We start from the raw sequence: 16,453 nt of genomic DNA, 5'->3' as shown, positions 1-16,453 counted from the left end.
TTATGCTCGCCCCTTGAGTACGGCGCAACCCCGCAAGCGGCGTCGGAGGCAACGCGAGGACATCGATTCACGGCTTTTCTAAGATCAGCACAGGCGAATACCGTGGTGGCGCAGCAGGATCCGGATGACATCATCCAGCCGCGTTGCCGCACGCCCGGGGGCGGTCGGCGCGCCGCCTGGCCGGATCGCCAGCAAGGAGGGGCGGCGTTGCGAACACAGCACCCCGGCCGATGGGCGATCTTCCTGGTCGCGGTCCTGGTGATCGGACCGGTCGCCGCCTGCGGCGCGGAACCCGAGACCACGGCGCAGCCCTTGTCGGCGGCACCAAAGACGACCCAGAGCCATTCGGCGGCCGAGGAACGGGCGGCCCGAGAATCGGCGCTCACCGCCTATTCCGGATATCTCGCGGCGTCCCGAACGGCGAACCGGCGCAGCGATCCGTTCCACCCGGAACTGACCAGGTTCCTGGCAGATCCATTGCTGACCCGGGTCCGACTGGCAATTCGCGACGCGAAGGAGCACGGTGCCATGCGTACCGGAACGCTCGTTTCCGATCCCACCGTCACCTCCGTGAGCCTGGACGGCGTCCCGGCCACCGTGGAGATCCAGGACTGTGTGGACGCCACCGGCTACCGGCTGGTCTACACGAAGACGAAGAAGGTGGTGCCCGGCTCGGGCGGCGGACGGCACCTGGCCACCGCGACGGCCACCCGGTATGCGGACGGCCGCTGGCTGATCAGCTCCGGTGCCGCCCACGAGGACCAGCCGTGCTGACCCGGGACGGACAGGCCGGCGCGGCCCCGGGCCGGCGCGACGCACCGGCGGTACGTCCACGGTCCGCCCACCGCCGGCTCCGTAACCTGCGGCCCGGACGACTGCTCGCCGGGATCGGCCTGGCCCTCGTGCTCGCGGTCGCGGCGGCCCCGCCCACCGCCCCCGTCGCGGCGGCGGCCCGGGGTGGCGGGGTGGAGTGCCCCGTCGGCCAGAACGACTGCAACATCTGGGACGACGACCCGGGCACCCCGGGCGGCGGGGGCGGGAACCCCGGCGGCGGGGGCGGCAACGACGACGGGCCGGCCGGCAAGTGCCAGTGGGGCGGCAAGGTCATCCCCTGCTACGACAACGTCTTCGGGTGGTTCAACAACGGCGACGGCTGCTACTACAAACTGGAGCAGCCGCAGCGGCCGGGCACCCCCGAGGGCAAGCAGTGGTACTGGCTCACCTGTAAGGGCGGGGACATCGGCAGCCAGCGCCCGGAGCTGTTGGACGCCCCGCCGCCCGGCTACGGCGCCCCGCCCGACCCGGAGGAACTGGCCCGCCGCGCGCTCGCCTCGATCTCGCTGCTCCCGCCCCGGGCGGCAGTCGCCCCGCGCAAGAGCAAGGGCGCCGGCCTGGTCGGCCTGCCGGTGTGGATGTGGGCCAGCCCGGGTGCCGACTACTTCGGCCCGCTGACCGCCTCGGCCTCCGACCGAGGACTGACGGTGACCATCACCGCCCAGGTGAACCGGATCGTCTGGGACATGGACAACGACGACGACCCGGTCACCTGCACCGTCCCCGGCACCCCGTACGAGGCGGACGGCCCGCAGGCCGGCCAGCCCTCCCCCGACTGCGGCTACGACAGCGGCTACACCAGGGCCGACACGTACGAGGTCAGCGCCACCACCTTCTGGAACGTGCACTGGTCCGGCGGAGGCCAGAGCGGCGACATCCCCCAGACCCGGACCAGCGGCACGGTCCAGATCGAGATCGACGAGCTTCAGGTGGTGACCCGGTGAGTCTGGCGACGCGCAACGGCACAGGGCCGGTGGACGCCCCCATCGCCCCGCCCAAGGTGCTCCGGCAGCGCCGGGTCCGCCCCGGCCTGCTCGGCCTCGCGGTGCTGCTGATCGCCCTCGGCGGCCTCGGCGCGGCGTTCGCGGTCACCTCCGTCCGGGCCACCGGCAGCTACCTCGCGGTGGCCCGGCCGGTGGAGGTGGGCCGGACGCTCAGCGCCGACGACCTGGTCACCGTGCAGGTGGCCGGCGGGCAGGGACTGCGGCCGGTGCCGGCGGGACAGCTCAACGAGGTGGTCGGCAAGCGGGCGGCCGTCGCACTGGCCCCGGGCACCCTGCTCACCCCCGCCCAGCTCACCGACGACCCGCTGCTCGGCCCCGGCCAGCAGCAGATCTCCCTCGACCTCTCCCCCGGCCAGGTGCCGGCGAAGCGGCTGCACCCCGGCGACCGGGTGCTGCTGGTCAGCACCCCGAACCGCAACGCCAACGGGCAGAGCGGCGGCAGCACCCGGTTCGAGGCCACCGTGATCGACACGGCCACGCCGAGCAGCAGCAGCGTCGTGGTCTACGTGGCGCTCACCGCCCGGGACGTGCCGGCCATCGTGGCGCTGGCCGCCCAGGACCGGATCGCGGTCGTGCTGACCGGGGCGGCCTGACCATGGCGATCATCGCGCTGGTCTCGGCGAAGGGCTCACCCGGCGTCACCACGACCGCGCTGGCCTGCGCCCTGACCTGGCACCGGCGGCTGGTGCTCGCCGAGTGCGACCCGTCCGGCGGGTCGGTCCTCGCCGGCTACCTCGGCGGGGCGCTGGACGGCCCCCGGGGCATCGGCGAGCTGGCCGTCGGGGAGCTGCGCGACGGGAGCCTGGAGTCCGCGTTCTGGTCCCAGCTCGTCGACCTCGACGCGCCCCGCCGGGAGCGGCTGCTGCTGCCCGGTGTCGTCGACCCGGCGCAGGCCGGCAGTGTCACCCCGCTCTGGCACCGGTTCGCCGACTTCTTCCTCGACCTGGAACGCGGCCAGCTCCCGTACGACGTGCTCGTCGACTGCGGGCGGCTCCAGGTGGCCGGCCCGCCGTGGCCGATCCTGCGCGCCGCCGCCGTGGTCCTCCTGGTCACCCGGGCGAAGCTGCCCGACCTGTCCGCCACCCGGTCCATGATCCGGGCGATCGAGCGGGACTTCACCGAGCACCGGGTGCCGCCCGGCACGCTGCGGCTGCTGCCGATCGGCGACGGTCACGGGCGCGGCGAGATCAGCAAGGCGCTGCGGCTTCCGGTGATCGCCCGGCTGCCGGAGGACCCGCGTACCGCGGAGGTGCTCACCCTCGGCGGCACCGTGCGGGCCGGCCGGCCGCTGATGCGCGCGGCCGGCGCCCTGGAGGTGCCGATCCGGGCGCTGCTGGACCGCCGCCGGGCCCGGCTGACCTGGCCGGCCGCCCAAGGGGTGCCGGATGCGGTTTGAGCCGGTGTCGCACGACCCCCGGGTCCCGCAGCAGCAGGGTGCGACCTCCATCGCGCCGCCGCTGCCGCCGGCCCCGAACGGGCGGCACCAGCAACCGGTCCCGCCGGTGGGCCCCGCCCCGCCGCCGACCGTCGCGCCGACGCCGCCCCGGCCCCGGGTCGACTTCGCCGTGGTCCGGGAGCTGCGTCGGGAGCTGAGCGAACGGCTCACGCTGTGGCAGCGCGGCCGGGAGTTCGACGCCGACGCCGAGGACGTCGAGCGGGCCCGCCTTGCCGTCGCGGTGGTCGCCGAGTACGCCGACGCGGTCCGCCGGGCCGGCACCCCGATGCCCGCCGGGGAGGAGCGGCTGCTGCTCGACCAGGTGACCGCCGAACTGGTCGGCCTCGGGCGGCTCCAGACGCTGCTGGTCGACGACACCATCGAGGAGGTGCACATCCTCGGCTGCGACCAGGTGCGCATCACCCGGCACGGCGGCGGGGTCGACTGGGCCGACCCGATCGCCGACAGCGACGACGAGCTGGTGGAGATCCTGCAGGCGGCGGCCCGCCGGGCGGGGGCGACCGAGCGGTCCCTGTCCACCTCGAAGCCCACCCTGGACCTGCAACTGCCCGACGGCAGCCGGCTGGCCGCCGTGTTCCTGGTCAGCCACCGCCCGTACGCGGTGATCCGCAAGCACAACACCCTCGAGGTGAGTCTCGACGACATCGCCGGCAGCCGGGGCGACCTGGACGAGATGATCGACCCGCTGCTGCGCGACTTCCTGCGGGCATCCATGCGGGCCGGGCTGAACATCATGGTCGCCGGGCTGGCCGGGGCGGGGAAGACCACCGTCATCCGGGCGCTGATGGACGAGATCCCGGCCGACGAGCCGTACGTGCTGCTGGAGGAGAGCCGGGAACTGCTGCCCGCCCGCCGGGGGCACAAGCACCGGGCGGTGATGAGCTTCGAGGCCCGGGAGGGACACGGCGAACGCGGGCTGGACGGCCGCCCGGCCGGCGAGGTGAGCATCGCCGACCTGATCCCGGTGTCGCTGCGGATGGGCGTGCTGCGGATCATCGTCGGCGAGGTGCGCTCCCGGGAGATCGTGCCGATGCTCCAGGCGATGACCACCAGCCGCGGATCGATGTGCACCATCCACGCCCGCAGCCCGAGCGGGGTGGGCGAGCGGATCGTCGAGCTGGCGCTGTCGCACGGCCGGGAGATGACCGTCGACCAGGCGCGCCGGATGGCCGGCAACGCCCTCGACCTGATCGTCTACGTCACCGTCGAGGACGAGACCGCGATCGGTGGCCGCAAGTATCGCTTCGTCTCCCACGTGGAGGAGGTGATCGGGGTCGGCGAGGGCAGCCGGATCACCACCACCAGCGTCTTCGGTCCGGGGCCGGACGGCCGGGCCGTCCCCCGGCACCTGCCCGAACGCGTCCGCGACCAACTCCTGCGGGTGGGCTACGACGCCCGGCTGCTGGGTCGGTGGATCGAGGCCGGGGCCGGGGCGTGGCAGCGTCCCCGGCATACCCGGCTCGGCGTCAGGCCGGTGACCCGGTGACCCCGAACATCGAGCTGATCGCCGTGGTGTCCGGCGCGGCGTGCGTGGCCGGCCTGGTGCTGGCGGTGGTGGCGCTGGTCGGCACCACCCGGCCCGCCGGCCCGGCTCCGGGCGCGGGCCCGGGTGGCGGGCTGCGCCGACTCTGGCTCGGCTCCGGCACCACCGCCCGGGAGCAGCGCAACCACCAGGTGCTGATCGGTGGCGCGGTGCTCGGCGGCGCGCTGGCGTTCCTGCTCACCGGGCTGCCGGTGGTCGGCCTGCTGGTCGCCGTGGCGGTGCCCGGCGCGCCGTGGCTGTTCGCGGTCGGCCGCGCCGAGCAGCGGGCCATCTCCCGGATCGAGGCGGTCGGCGAGTGGACCCGCCGGCTCAAGGACGTCTCGTCCACGGGCCAGGGCCTCCAGCAGGCCATCCTCGGCACCATCGCCACCGTGCCCGAGGAGATCGCGGAGGAGGTACGGACGCTCGCCGCCCGGCTCCAGGCCGGCTGGCAGGCCCGCACGGCCCTGCTCGCGTTCGCCGACGAGATCGGGGACCCGGTCTGCGACCAGGTGGTGGCAGCGCTGATCCTGCACCTGACCGACCGGGGGGAGCGGCTCGGCGACGTGCTGGGCTCCATCGCGAGCGCGGCCGGCGCCGAGGTGGCCACCCGCCGGGAGATCGAGGCCAAGCGCACCCAGCCGCGGTTCGCGGTCCGGTTCCTCACCGGGATGACCCTGCTGACCCTGGCGTACGGCCTGGTCAACACCGAGTACGTCCGCCCGTACGGCACGCCGGTGGGGCAGCTCGTGATGGCCGTGCTCGGCGGGTCGTTCATCGGGCTGCTGGCCTGGGTGCGGGCGATGAGCCAGCCGCCCCGGCCGGCCCGGTTCCTGCCCGCCCCCGACCCCACGGAGGCGATCGCGTGAGTGAGCCTGCGGTCCCCGCAGTCGCGAACGAAAGGCGGTACCGGTGATCCTCAACTGGCAGCTCACCGTCGCCGTCTGCGGTGGTGCGGCGGTGGGGCTCGGGGTCTTCCTGGTGGTCCGGGAGGCGCTGCCGGCCGCACCGGCGCTCGGCCCCGCGCTGCGCCGGTTGCACCAGCCGCCGGGCACCGGCCGGACCGCCGCGAGCGGTGCGCAACGCCTCGACTGGGTCGGCGGGCTGGCTCGCTGGCTGCGTCCGCCGCACCGGCAGCTCGCCCTGATCGACCGCACCCCGGAGCAGTACGCCCTGTCCCTGCTGCTCTCCGCGCTGGTCGGCCTGGTCACCCCGACCCTGGCCGGTGCGGTGCTCTTCCTCGGCGGGGTGTCCGTGCCGGTGTTCGTACCGCTGCTGGGAAGCCTGGGGATGGCGTTGGTCGCCGCCCTGGTGGCGCACCGCAGCGTGCTGACCCGCGCGGACGCCGCCCGGGACGAGTTCCGCCAGGCGGTCTGCACCTATTTGGACCTGGTGGCGTTGCAGCTCTCCGCCGCGCACGGCCCGGTGCAGGCCCTGGAGCGGGCCGCGGCGGTCTGCGACGGCTGGGTCTTCGACCGGATCCGGGAGTCGCTGCGGATCGCCCAGATGCAGATGCACTCGCCCTGGGACGAGCTGCGCGAGTTGGCCGAGAAGATCGGCATCCCGGAGTTGGGCGACGTCGGGGCGATCATGCGCTCGGCCGGCAGCGAGGGCGCGCAGGTGCACGAGACGCTGCGCAGCCGGGCCGACTCGCTGCGCGACCAGATCCGCACCGACAACCTGGCCCGGGCCGAGGCGGTCACCAGCCGGCTGGACATCCCCGGCTCGCTGCTGGTCTTCGTGCTGCTCGGCTTCGCCGTCTACCCGTTCCTCGCCCGGTTGTGAAACCCCTCCCCAGTTCGAAGGAGCACGTCATGCACCTCATCGCCTATCTGCACATCGCGTTGACGACGCGGCTGGCCGAGCTGCGCCGCGACGGCGAGCGCGGCGACAGTCCGGTGCCGACCGCCGTGATCATCTTCGGCCTGGTCGCGGTCGCCATGGCGGTCACCGGCCTCGCCCTGGCCAAGGCCAGAGACTGGATGGACGCCATCCCGGGCAACACCGCCCCGCAGGCCCCGAAACCGTGACGGGCCGCCCCGCCCGCGCGGACCGGAGTCGGTCGGCACCCGCCGACCGGCCCACCGGACTGCGCGCACCGGGGCAGGCGCGCGACGGCGTACGGCGGCAACCGGGCGGGCGGGCGCGCGACGGCCTACGGCAGCCACCCGGAGAGGCGTCCCGGGGGCTGCTGGCCGGGGCGCGGCGGAGACTCGCCGACGGCCCGGCCGAGCGGGGCGCCAACCCGGTGGAGCTGGCCGTCGTGATGCCGGCGATCCTGGTGCTGCTCTTCGCCTCGATCCAGGCCGCCGCCTGGTTCGTCGCCCGGGCCACCGCGCTGAACGCCGCGCAGAGCGCGGTCAACGCCCAGCGCGTCCTTCAGGCTCCCGACGGCGCCGGGGAACAGCGGGCGACCGACTTCCTCACCTCGGCCGGTGACTGGCTGGTCGGCTGGGACTCGCCGGGGCCCGACTGCGTGACGGCCGCCACCGAGGTGACCTGCACGGTGACCGGCACCGCCCTGTCGGTCGTCCCCTGGGTGAGCTTCCCGGTGCGGCAGACCGCCCACGGCACGGTCGAACGGTGGACGACGGGATGAGCGGCGTGCGCAGACGTGACGTGCCGGCCGGCGACCGACGCCGACTCCGGCGCCGACCGCGGCGAGACGAACGCGGTTCGGTCGCCGTCGAGGTGGCCGTGCTCGCCCCGGCGTTCCTCGCGCTGCTCGTGCTGGCCGGCGTGGCCGGGCGTACGGCGATCGCCCAGGAGGCGATCGAGTCGGCGGCGCACGATGCCGCCCGGGCCGCCTCCATCTCCCGGAACGCCACCACCGCCCGGCAGCAGGCCCTGGCCGCCGCGAGCAACCAGCTCGACTGGCAGCGGGCGAACTGCGCCGGCGAGCCGACGCTCACCTTCAGCGGCTCGGTCGACGGCGATGCGGTCAGCTTCGACGAGGCCTTCGCCAGCGATCCCGGCGAGCCCGCCGCCGTCACCGTGCGGGTGGCCTGCACGGTCTCCTTCGCCGACATCGACCTGTCGCTGCTGCCGGCGATGCCGACCAACCGGACGATCTCGGCCGCCTTCACCTCCCCGCTGGACCGCTACCGGAGCAGGTCGTGACCGCCCGCCGGCTCCGCGGCGACGACGGCCGGGTCAGCCTGTTCCTCGCGGCGGGGATGATCGGCGTCCTCGCGATCATCGGGCTGGCCTTCGACGGCGCCGGTCAGCTGAGGTCCATGCAGCGGGCCGACAACCTGGCCGCGGAGGCGGCCCGGACCGGCGGGCAGGCCATCGACCGGGCGAAGGCCATCGAGGGCGGGCCCAAGGTGATCGACCAGGTGGCCGCCAGGGCCGCGGTGAACAGCTACCTCGCCGCGGCGGACGTGACCGCCTCCTCCGTCGAGTTCCCGGTCGTCGGCGGGGAGACCCTCGTCCGGGTGCACGTCACGGTCACCTACGACCGGTACATGCTCGGCTTCTTCGGCTTCGGCAACACCGTCACCGTCTCCGGTGAGGCCACCGCGCGGGCCCTCACCGAGGACCCGTAGGAAGGGAAGGAACGCCATGGCCGCACCGGGTCGCTCCGCCGCACGGCGGACCGGACAGGTCCTCACCGGGTTCGGCGCGCTGGTCGTGCTGATCGCGGTGCTGGTCGGGGGGCCGGTGGCGCTGATCGCGTTCGCCGGCAACCCGCTCCCCGACCACGTACCCACCCTCGCCGAGATCGGCGTCACGCTGACCAGCCGGGACGACGGCCAACTGTTCCTGCGGGCGCTGGCCCTGGTCGGCTGGTTCGGCTGGGCCACCTTCGCCTTCTCTGTGCTCGTGGAGTTGGGCGCGCAGTCGCTGCGCCGGCCGGCACCCCGGCTGCCCGGGATCAGCCGGCAGCAGCGGGCCGCAGCGGCGCTGGTCGGGTCGGTGGCCCTGATCATCGCGGCGAGCCCGGCTGCGGCCAGCGCGGCGACGGTGCTGGCCGGCCCGTACCCGACGGGGGCACAGCCGGCCGTCGCCGCGGCGGTGCCGGCGGCGCGCCCGGTGACCGCGACGCTCCCGGTCGGCGCGCCGACGGCGCCGCCGGTCGTGGTCACCACGGCGGCCCAGCTACCCGAGCCGGTGGAGCCGACGGTGTACCGGGTGGCGAAGGGCGACTACCTGGGCGAGGTCGCCGAGCGCTACCTCGACGACTTCGACCGGTACCGGGACGTGGCGAAACTGAACCGGCTGCACGACCCGGACCGGATCCGCCCGGGGCAGCTCATCAGGCTGCCCGACGGCGCGGGCGACGCCGGGGCCCGTACGCACGCCACCGGCCGGCTGGTGGTCCGGCCCACGGCCCCCGCCCCCGGCGGCGCGGTCACTCCCCCGCCGGCGACCCCGGCCACCCCGCCGGCCGCCGAAGCTCCGGCGACCCCGGCGACGCCACCCGCGACGCCGCAGGCCAGCCGCCCGGCACCCGCGCCGTCGGCCGCCCAGCCGTCGGCCGAGTCGACCCGCAGCAGTCAGCAGGTGGCCCAGCCGCCCTCCGGGCCGCAGCCGGCGATGGCCGCCGGGGCGTCCCGGGCGAGCGAGGAGGACCAGGTGAACCGTCCGCTCGCGGTCTCGGCGGTGCTCGCCGTGGCCAGCATCGTCGGGGCGCAGATCGGCGCGGTCCTCGGGCTGCGCCGCCGGCCGGGCATCGCCCGGGCCGCTGCCGGCGCGCGGGCCCTGGTCTCCGGTCGGCACCGCCGGAACTGACGCCGGAGAGCGGGTCGACGGCCGGCGCGGGAACGCTCAGGGCAGCCGGGCCTGCAACACCCCGTCGACCACCCGGGTCGGCAGGATCTGCTGGTCGTTCCCGGACGGCCCGTGCATGACCTCGCCGCCGTTGAGCCGGAACGCGCTGCCGTGCCACGGGCAGACCACGCAGGCGTGCCCGTCGATCTCGGCGACCTCGCCCTCGCCGAGCGGACCGCCCTGGTGCGGGCAGTGCTCCAGCATCACGGTGACCTCGTCGCCGTGCCGGTAGAGGATGACCGAGACGTCGTCCACCTCGCGGGTGACCAGCTTCCGCTGCGGCAGCCCGGCCAGGTCTGCCAGCGGGTGCCAGCCCTCGCTGATCCGGTGCAGCTCGGACACGCTCTGGTTGACCTGGGCACCCTGCTTGTACGCCAGGTGCCCCCCGACGTACGCCCCCGCGCTCGCCGCGGTCAGCCCGAGGTACGCCAGCGCCCGCCCGGTCCCGTGCCGCCCACTCAGCCGGGCGGCCAGCGAGCCCGCGTACAGGGCCAGGCCGACGGTGTTGGAGGCGGCGTGCACCAGACCGACCCGGCGCTGGTCCCGGGTGAGGGCCGCCCAGTCGTTCAGCCCGGCGACCGCCGCCGGGAGGGCGCCGACCGTGCCCAGCCCGACCAGCGTGGTGGCCGCCCGACGCTGACCGGGCATGAGGTCCAGCACGGCGGCGCTGATCCAGGCGCCCACCGGCACCTGCACCAGCGCCGGGTGCAGCGGATGCCCGAGGAAGACGCCGTGCAGCAGGTCGCGTACCCGCTGCGGGCGGATGGTGGCCTGGACGGCGCGCTGCAACCGGTCCCCGACCCGGTCCAGCGCCGAATTCTGTTCGATTCTCGTCAAGAGTGCCCGCATCCCGTCCGACTTCCCGGCAGAAGCGGTCGCAAACCGGTCGGCGGTGACGAGCCTGCCGCCGTAGGTGTCGACCGGCAGTCCGGGGACGCGGCCGGCACCGCCGCCGCACCCGCACGTCACCTGCCCGGGCGGCGACGGGAGCCCTCGCCGCCGGACCGGGCCGGCTGCGCGGCTACTGCCAGGGGCCGCTGCGGCAGGTGAACCTACCGGTGTCGCTGTACTGGGTGGTGCTGCCGTCGAAGTAGCTGTAGCTGACCCGCACCGGCAGGCCGATGTTGGAGAAGGGGCAGCCGGCGAAGAGGGTCGGTCCGGCGGTCGTGAAGGTACCAACGCTGCCGGAGTACCAGGTGACCGTCCAGGTCGTCGTGCCGGTGCTGGTGGCGTCGCAGTAGAACTGCGACGCGCCGGACTCGCAGAAGGGCGCGGGGGCGCTGGCCAGGGCCGGGGTGGCGACGATGGCGGTCAGGCCGAGGGTGGTGAGAACGGAGGCGAGCAGGACCCTGACGGTGGCACGCATGAAGATCCTCCCGAGCGTAGCGGGTCAAGGACTTAGAGTGAACGTCACGCTATCTCAGTAATCGAGGTTCATGAATCATCCGTTCGCCGGTCGGTTGCCGCCCAACGGTCGTGGTGCACCGCCTCGGCGAGGGGTCGCTTCCGCCGCCACCCGTGCCGTTCCAGGTCCGGCACGGTCGCCAGGTGGGTGACCGGTCCGAGGCAGAGCCACGCCACCGGCCGGATGCCGTCCGGGATGCCGAGCAGCCCGGCCAGGAACGGCTCCCGGAAGAAGGAGACCCAGCCGACGCCGAGCCCTTCGGCGGTGGCGGCGAGCCACAGGTTCTGGATGGCCAGGCAAACCGAGTAGAGCCCGGCGTCGGCGATGGCGTGCCGCCCGAGGACGCCCGGGCCACCCCGTGTCGGGTCGTAGGTGACCACGATCGACAGGGTCGACTCCAGCACTCCGTCGATCTTGATCCGGGAAAACCGCTCGGCCGCCTCGCCGTCGAGGGTGGCGGCGAACGTGTCCCGTTCGGCCCGTACGTGCTCGTGGAACCGGCTGCGGGTCCCCGCGTCCCGGACCAGGACGAAGTCCCACGGCTGCGAGTAGCCGACGCTGGGCGCGGCGTGTGCCGCGTCGAGGATCCGGTGCAGGGTGTCCGTCGGCACCGGCCCCCCGGTGAACTCGGCCCGGACATCCCGGCGGCGGTGGATGGCGTCGTACATGTCCACAGGCAGGCTCCCGCTGCGCTCGGCCCACCCTGTGGGTGAGCACCAGACGCGAGGTCGGTCTTCGGACTCCCGGATCGACGCCCGACCGTCCGCCTTCCCAGCCGTGCGGCCAGTGGCTGCGCGTGACGCGCGTGGACGGCGGCTCCCCGGTCACCGCGGCGGGCCCGTGCCGGGTTCCCACCGGCTTCCCGATTCTCCCCGCAACTGCGGGACACCTCGCATGATCGTGCCGCCGCCGATGCTAGCGCGCCGTCCGGTGGCGGCCGGCCCGGCTCCGCCCGTGCGCCGTCGGGACGGGCGGGCCACTACGGTCGATGTCGGGGGTGGCCGCCACCGCCCCGAGGGCACGGCCGAGGGTCGAGCCGTCCGACCGGGAGGGACGCCGATGGGGGTACGGGTCGAAAGCGCCGGGGCCGTGACCACGGTGATCCTGGATCGGCCGGCGGCCCGCAACGCCGTCGACGGGTTGACCGCCCGGGCCCTGGCCGACGCGTTCCGCACCTTCGACGCCGACCCGGAGGCGGCGGTGGCCGTGCTCTGGGGGGCGGGCGGGACGTTCTGCGCCGGGGCGGACCTAAAGGCGATCGGCACCCCCGGCGGCAACCGGGTCGAGCCCGACGGCGACGGTCCGATGGGCCCGACACGGATGCGACTGTCCAAGCCGGTGATCGCGGCGATCTCCGGGTACGCCGTGGCCGGCGGGCTGGAACTGGCCCTCTGGTGCGACCTGCGGGTGGCCGAGTCCGACGCGGTGCTCGGGGTCTTCTGCCGGCGCTGGGGGGTGCCGCTGGTCGACGGGGGGACCTTCCGGCTGCCCAGGCTGATCGGCGAGAGCCGGGCGATGGACCTGATCCTCACCGGCCGACCGGTGCCGGCCGAGGAGGCGTACGCGATGGGTCTGGTGAACCGGCTGGTCGCGCCGGGTGAGGCCCGGGTGGAGGCCGAGCGGCTGGCCGCCGGGATCGCCCGCCACCCGCAGACCTGCCTGCGCAACGACCGGGCGGCGGTGCTGGCCGGCGCCAACCTGACCGAGCCGGAGGCCTTCGCGGTCGAGCTGGCCCACGGCGCGGAGTCGCTGGCGGCCGACGCGGCGGCGGGTGCGGCCCGCTTCGCCGCGGGCGCCGGCCGGCACGGCGCACCCGCGGCTCCCTGACCGTCCGCACCGCACCCGCCCCCTGACCGTCCGCACCGCACCCGGCACGACCCGTGCGCGTCGGACGATCAGGGAACCGGCGGCGGCCTACCTCAGGTTGCGCAGGGCGTCCTCGATGGCGCGGTGGAACGTCGGATACGCGTAGATCATGTTCCGGAGCTGGGTCAGCGGGACCGCCGCGTGCACCGCCACCACCAGGCCCGACAGCACCTCGCCGCCGGCCGGGCCGACCGAGGTCGCGCCGACCAGGACGCCCCGGTCGGCGTCGGCGACCAGCTTGATCAGTCCGTCGGCCCGGTGGATCCAGCCCCGGGTGGACGAGCCGAGCTGACTCACGCCGACCTGCACGTTGATGCCGCGCTCGCGGGCCTGCCGCTCGGTCAGCCCGACCGCGCCCACCTCGGGGTCGGTGAAGGTGACCCGGGGCAGCGCCCGGTAGTCGGCGTGCGGCACGCCGCCGGCGATCCCGGCTCCCGCCGTGCTCGCCGCGCCGCCGACCGCGCTGGCGGTGCCGCTGGCGTCCGGGCCGGACCGCGCCCGCCGGACGTGGTCGAGCACGTCGGCGACCACGATGGCCGCCTGGTACATGGCGATGTGGGTGAACGCGCCCTCGCCGGTCAGGTCGCCGACCGCCCAGAGGCCCTCGGCGGCACGCATCCGGTCGTCGACGGCGAGGTACCGCTGGGACGGGTCCACCCCGACGCCGTCCAGCCCCAGCTCGTCGAGGTGCGCCCGCCGGCCGGTCACCACCAGCAGCTTCTCGGCGGTGAGTTCGACGCCACCGGCCGCGCCCAGGGTGAACGCCCGCCCGTCGTGGTCGACCCGTTCGGCCTTCACCCCGGTGGAGATCCGCACCCCGTCCGCGCGCAACGCTGCGGCGGCCACCTCGGACGCCTCGGGCTCCTCGACGGCGAGCACCCGGTCCGCCGCCTCGACCACTGTCACCGCCACCCCGAACCGGGCGAAGACCTGGGCCAGCTCCAGCCCGATCGCGCCGCCGCCGAGCACGAGCAGCGACCCAGGCAGCTCCTCGACCTCGACGGCCTGGTGGTTCGTCCAGTACGGGGTGTCGGCGAGCCCGGCGATCGGTGGCACGGAGGGCCGGGTGCCGGTGCCGAGCACGATCCCGTGCCGGGCCTGGAAGACCTGGTCGCCGACGCGTACCCGGCCGGGGCCGTCGAGCCGGCCGCTGCCGCGCACGAACCGGCCGCCCTTGCCGGTGAACCGTTCCACTGCGACCCGGTCGTCCCAGGTGTCGGTGGCCTCCGCGCGGATCCGCTTCGCCACCGGCGCCCAGTCCGGCTGGACCTGGGCCGTGCCGGCGAACTCGTTGACCCGCCGGGCCTCGGCGACCGCGTTCGCCGCCCGGATCATCATCTTGCTCGGGATGCACCCCCAGTAGGGGCACTCCCCGCCGACGAGGCTCCGCTCGATGCCGACGACGTCGAGACCCGCCTCGGCGAGGCGCCCGGCCACCTCCTCGCCGCCGACGCCGAGCCCGACCACGACCACGTCCACCAGTTCCGGTTCCGGTTCCACCATGCCGCCAGCATTCCGCACCGCGCCACCGCACCGCATCGTGTCGCCGTGTCGGCGCCCGCGGGTTCCCCTACCGTGGCCGGATGCGCCCACACTTCGGCCCGGTCCGGGACTGCTTCCACGACCTGTTCTCCGCCGGCCGGGAGACGGGGGCCGGCCTCGCCGTCTGGTACGACGGCCGGCCGGTCGTCGACCTCGTCGCCGGCGCCGGCCGGCCGGGTCGGCAGTGGGTTCCGGACACCCTGGTCAACGTGTACTCGGTCGGCAAGCCGGTGGCCGCGCTGTGCCTGCTGGCGCTGGTCGACCGGGGCCGGCTCGACCTCGACGACCCGGTCGCCGACCACTGGCCGGGGTTCCGCGCCCCGGCCACCGTCCGGCAGGTGCTCAGCCACACCGCCGGGCTGCCGGCGTTTCCGGTGCCCCGCCCGGCCGGGGCGGTCGCCGACTGGGACCTGCTCTGCGCCGACCTGGCCGCCGCCGAGCCGCAGTGGGAGCCGGGGACGGTCGCGGGCGAGCACGCCTGGACGTACGGGCACCTGGTGGGCGAGCTGGTGCGGCGGGTGGACGGGCGGCCGGTGGGCCGGTTCCTGGCCGAGGAGATCGCCGGCCCGTGGCGGCTCGACCTGGCCTTCGGCCTGGGCGCGGCGGACCAGCGGCGGTGCGCCGAGCTGTCGTACGCCGATCCGGGTTGGCCGGCCCAGGCGCTGGGCGAGCCGGGGTCGCTGCGGGCCCGGGCGCTGGGCAACCCGGCGGGCGGGCTGGACCTGGCGGTGCTGAACAGCCCGCTGTGGCGGGGCGCGGAGGTGCCGGCGGTGAACCTGCACGGCACCGCCGCCGCCCTGGCCCGCCTCTACGCCGGTCTGCTGGCCGGCGGCGTCCTGGACGGGGTGCGCCTGTTCGGCCCGGACCTGGTCGCCGAGGCGACCCGGACCCAGTACGACGGCCCGGACCTGGTGCTGGACCGCCGGGCCTGCTGGACGCTGGGCATGCAGCGGGAGCCGGACGGGAGCTGGGGCATGGGCGGGATCGGCGGCAGCAGCGCCTGGGCCGACCCGGAACGGGGCTACACGTTCGCGTACGCCACCGCCCGGCTCGCCGACCACGACCGGGTCGACGAGCTGGTGGAGGCCCTGCACTCCTGCCTGTGAGGAGGCGCGCCGGGGCTCAGGTCCGGCCGACCGCCAGCCCCGGCCCGGGAATAACGACCGGGGTGCCGGCCGGGGTGAGTATGGCCCGTCCGGCGACGGCCATCCGGCGCCGCCGGGGCACCAGCGCCCGCCGGCTGAACACGTCGTAGTCCTGGGCGGCCACCTCGTCGAGGATGCCGCCGTAGAGCACGTACGCGGTCCGCATACAGGCCTGCGAGGCGGGCGAGAGCAGGGTGACGCCCGGGGCGGCGGCCTCGTAGTGGGTCTGGGCGCGGGTCACCTCGTACTCGATCAGCTCGCGGATCTTCGGGCTGCTGCGGCGGCGGGCGGCGGCGGCGTACAGGTCCCCGCGGGTGACGTCGAACTTGGCCAGGTCCTCGTCCGGCAGGTACGTCCGGCCGCGCGTCAGGTCCTCGGCCACGTCCCGGATGAAGTTGGTGAGCTGGAAGGCGAGGCCGAGCTGGCGGGCCGGCTCCCGGGCGGCGGCGGGGTCGGAGCTGCCGAGGATCGGCAGCATCATGGTGCCGATGACGGCGGCCGAGCCCTCCATGTAGTCGAGCAGGTCGCCGTAGGTCGGGTACGCGGTGACCGTCAGGTCCATCGCCATGCTGCGCAGAAACGACGCGAAGTCGGACCGGTCGAGGTCGAAGACGGCGATGGTGTGCAGCACGGCGGGCAGCAGCGGGTCGTCGACCGGGGCGCCGTGCAGCCCGGCCAGGAAACGGGCCGCCCAGTCGTCGAGCCGGGCGGACCGCTCGGCGGGCGGCAGGTCCTCGGTGCGGTCGACGATCTCGTCGGCGTACCGGGTGAATCCGTACAGGGCGTGCACGTGTCGCCGTTTCCAGGCGGGAAGCAGCCGGGTGGCGAGATAGTAGGTACGGCCATGATGTTTGTGCAGGTCACGGCAGCGGCCATAGGCGGCGGCGAGGTCGGTGTCCACTGGCC

At 75.0% G+C, this 16,453-nt stretch carries 19 protein-coding genes and 1 riboswitch; of the genes, 14 read left to right on the top strand and 5 right to left on the bottom strand.

Annotated elements, in window-relative coordinates; translation table 11 throughout:
* Positions 1 to 207: 207 nt before the first annotated feature.
* The 12 genes from ACQPZO_RS01385 (at position 208) to ACQPZO_RS01330 (ending at position 9,550) form a co-directional block, all read left to right on the top strand.
* A complete protein-coding gene (locus ACQPZO_RS01385) occupies positions 208 to 774 on the top strand; it encodes a hypothetical protein (protein ID WP_433350715.1) in 567 nt (188 codons plus the stop codon).
* Between the two features lie 86 nt (positions 775 to 860).
* Entirely contained in the window at positions 861 to 1,778 is a 918-nt protein-coding gene (locus ACQPZO_RS01380; RefSeq protein ID WP_433350714.1) for a hypothetical protein, read from the top strand.
* On the top strand, positions 1,775 to 2,431 hold the full coding sequence (locus ACQPZO_RS01375; protein WP_433346293.1) for an SAF domain-containing protein: 657 nt from the start codon (positions 1,775 to 1,777) through the stop codon (positions 2,429 to 2,431). The genes ACQPZO_RS01380 and ACQPZO_RS01375 overlap by 4 nt, the downstream gene beginning before the upstream one ends.
* Positions 2,432 to 2,433: 2 nt before the next feature.
* The gene (locus ACQPZO_RS01370) at positions 2,434 to 3,234 is read left to right on the top strand and encodes a ParA family protein (protein WP_433346291.1); all 801 of its coding nucleotides are present in this window, start codon (positions 2,434 to 2,436) and stop codon (positions 3,232 to 3,234) included.
* Positions 3,224 to 4,780 carry a CpaF family protein gene (locus ACQPZO_RS01365; protein ID WP_433346289.1) on the top strand — a complete coding sequence of 519 codons (1,557 nt, stop codon included), beginning with the start codon at positions 3,224 to 3,226 and terminating at the stop codon, positions 4,778 to 4,780. Before ACQPZO_RS01370 ends, ACQPZO_RS01365 begins: the two co-directional genes overlap by 11 nt.
* Positions 4,729 to 5,685 carry a type II secretion system F family protein gene (locus ACQPZO_RS01360; RefSeq protein WP_433346287.1) on the top strand — a complete coding sequence of 319 codons (957 nt, stop codon included), beginning with the start codon at positions 4,729 to 4,731 and terminating at the stop codon, positions 5,683 to 5,685. The genes ACQPZO_RS01365 and ACQPZO_RS01360 overlap by 52 nt, the downstream gene beginning before the upstream one ends.
* Before the next feature lie 46 nt (positions 5,686 to 5,731).
* Positions 5,732 to 6,601 carry a type II secretion system F family protein gene (locus tag ACQPZO_RS01355; protein WP_387021526.1) on the top strand — a complete coding sequence of 290 codons (870 nt, stop codon included), beginning with the start codon at positions 5,732 to 5,734 and terminating at the stop codon, positions 6,599 to 6,601.
* A 29-nt stretch (positions 6,602 to 6,630) separates the two neighbouring features.
* Positions 6,631 to 6,846: a hypothetical protein gene (locus ACQPZO_RS01350; RefSeq protein ID WP_433346285.1), complete on the top strand. Its 216-nt coding sequence runs from the start codon at positions 6,631 to 6,633 to the stop codon at positions 6,844 to 6,846.
* Between the two features lie 158 nt (positions 6,847 to 7,004).
* Positions 7,005 to 7,415: a TadE/TadG family type IV pilus assembly protein gene (locus tag ACQPZO_RS01345; protein ID WP_433350712.1), complete on the top strand. Its 411-nt coding sequence runs from the start codon at positions 7,005 to 7,007 to the stop codon at positions 7,413 to 7,415.
* Positions 7,412 to 7,936, top strand: a complete 525-nt coding sequence (locus ACQPZO_RS01340; protein WP_433350710.1) for a TadE/TadG family type IV pilus assembly protein — start codon at positions 7,412 to 7,414, stop codon at positions 7,934 to 7,936. Before ACQPZO_RS01345 ends, ACQPZO_RS01340 begins: the two co-directional genes overlap by 4 nt.
* Positions 7,933 to 8,364 (top strand): hypothetical protein, encoded by a 432-nt coding sequence (locus tag ACQPZO_RS01335; RefSeq protein ID WP_433346283.1) that lies wholly within the window; start codon positions 7,933 to 7,935, stop codon positions 8,362 to 8,364. The genes ACQPZO_RS01340 and ACQPZO_RS01335 overlap by 4 nt, the downstream gene beginning before the upstream one ends.
* 16 nt (positions 8,365 to 8,380) lie before the next feature.
* The gene (locus ACQPZO_RS01330; RefSeq protein WP_433346281.1) at positions 8,381 to 9,550 is read left to right on the top strand and encodes a LysM peptidoglycan-binding domain-containing protein; all 1,170 of its coding nucleotides are present in this window, start codon (positions 8,381 to 8,383) and stop codon (positions 9,548 to 9,550) included.
* A gap of 36 nt (positions 9,551 to 9,586) precedes the next feature.
* Here the strand turns inward: ACQPZO_RS01330 and ACQPZO_RS01325 are convergent, their stop codons facing one another.
* From ACQPZO_RS01325 to bluB, 3 genes are all read right to left on the bottom strand, one after another.
* Positions 9,587 to 10,438: a Rieske 2Fe-2S domain-containing protein gene (locus tag ACQPZO_RS01325; protein ID WP_433346279.1), complete on the bottom strand. Its 852-nt coding sequence runs from the start codon at positions 10,436 to 10,438 to the stop codon at positions 9,587 to 9,589.
* A gap of 172 nt (positions 10,439 to 10,610) precedes the next feature.
* Positions 10,611 to 10,955 carry a hypothetical protein gene (locus tag ACQPZO_RS01320; RefSeq protein WP_433346277.1) on the bottom strand — a complete coding sequence of 115 codons (345 nt, stop codon included), beginning with the start codon at positions 10,953 to 10,955 and terminating at the stop codon, positions 10,611 to 10,613.
* Positions 10,956 to 11,023: 68 nt separating this feature from the next.
* Positions 11,024 to 11,668, bottom strand: a complete 645-nt coding sequence (gene bluB / locus ACQPZO_RS01315; RefSeq protein WP_433346275.1) for a 5,6-dimethylbenzimidazole synthase — start codon at positions 11,666 to 11,668, stop codon at positions 11,024 to 11,026.
* A gap of 35 nt (positions 11,669 to 11,703) precedes the next feature.
* A riboswitch (cobalamin riboswitch) is annotated at positions 11,704 to 11,897 on the bottom strand.
* A gap of 156 nt (positions 11,898 to 12,053) precedes the next feature.
* Here bluB and ACQPZO_RS01310 point away from each other — a divergent pair.
* Positions 12,054 to 12,821, top strand: a complete 768-nt coding sequence (locus ACQPZO_RS01310; protein ID WP_433346273.1) for a crotonase/enoyl-CoA hydratase family protein — start codon at positions 12,054 to 12,056, stop codon at positions 12,819 to 12,821.
* Between the two features lie 87 nt (positions 12,822 to 12,908).
* On the opposite strand, the gene ACQPZO_RS01305 is transcribed toward ACQPZO_RS01310, so the two are convergent.
* A complete protein-coding gene (locus ACQPZO_RS01305; RefSeq protein ID WP_433346271.1) occupies positions 12,909 to 14,363 on the bottom strand; it encodes a dihydrolipoyl dehydrogenase family protein in 1,455 nt (484 codons plus the stop codon).
* A gap of 80 nt (positions 14,364 to 14,443) precedes the next feature.
* On the opposite strand from ACQPZO_RS01305, the gene ACQPZO_RS01300 reads away from it, so the two are divergent.
* Complete coding sequence (locus ACQPZO_RS01300; protein ID WP_433346269.1) at positions 14,444 to 15,508, top strand: serine hydrolase domain-containing protein; 1,065 nt, start codon at positions 14,444 to 14,446, stop codon at positions 15,506 to 15,508.
* Positions 15,509 to 15,524: 16 nt separating this feature from the next.
* On the opposite strand, the gene ACQPZO_RS01295 is transcribed toward ACQPZO_RS01300, so the two are convergent.
* Positions 15,525 to 16,448, bottom strand: coding sequence for a phytoene/squalene synthase family protein (locus ACQPZO_RS01295; RefSeq protein ID WP_433346267.1), 924 nt, complete (start codon positions 16,446 to 16,448; stop codon positions 15,525 to 15,527).
* Positions 16,449 to 16,453 lie beyond the last annotated feature (5 nt).

This window comes from Micromonospora sp. CA-111912 (assembly GCF_050948415.1).
Lineage (GTDB): Bacteria > Actinomycetota > Actinomycetes > Mycobacteriales > Micromonosporaceae > Micromonospora.
The sequence above is the reverse complement of the archived record's forward strand: the minus strand, read 5'-3'. Positions and strand labels throughout refer to the sequence as shown.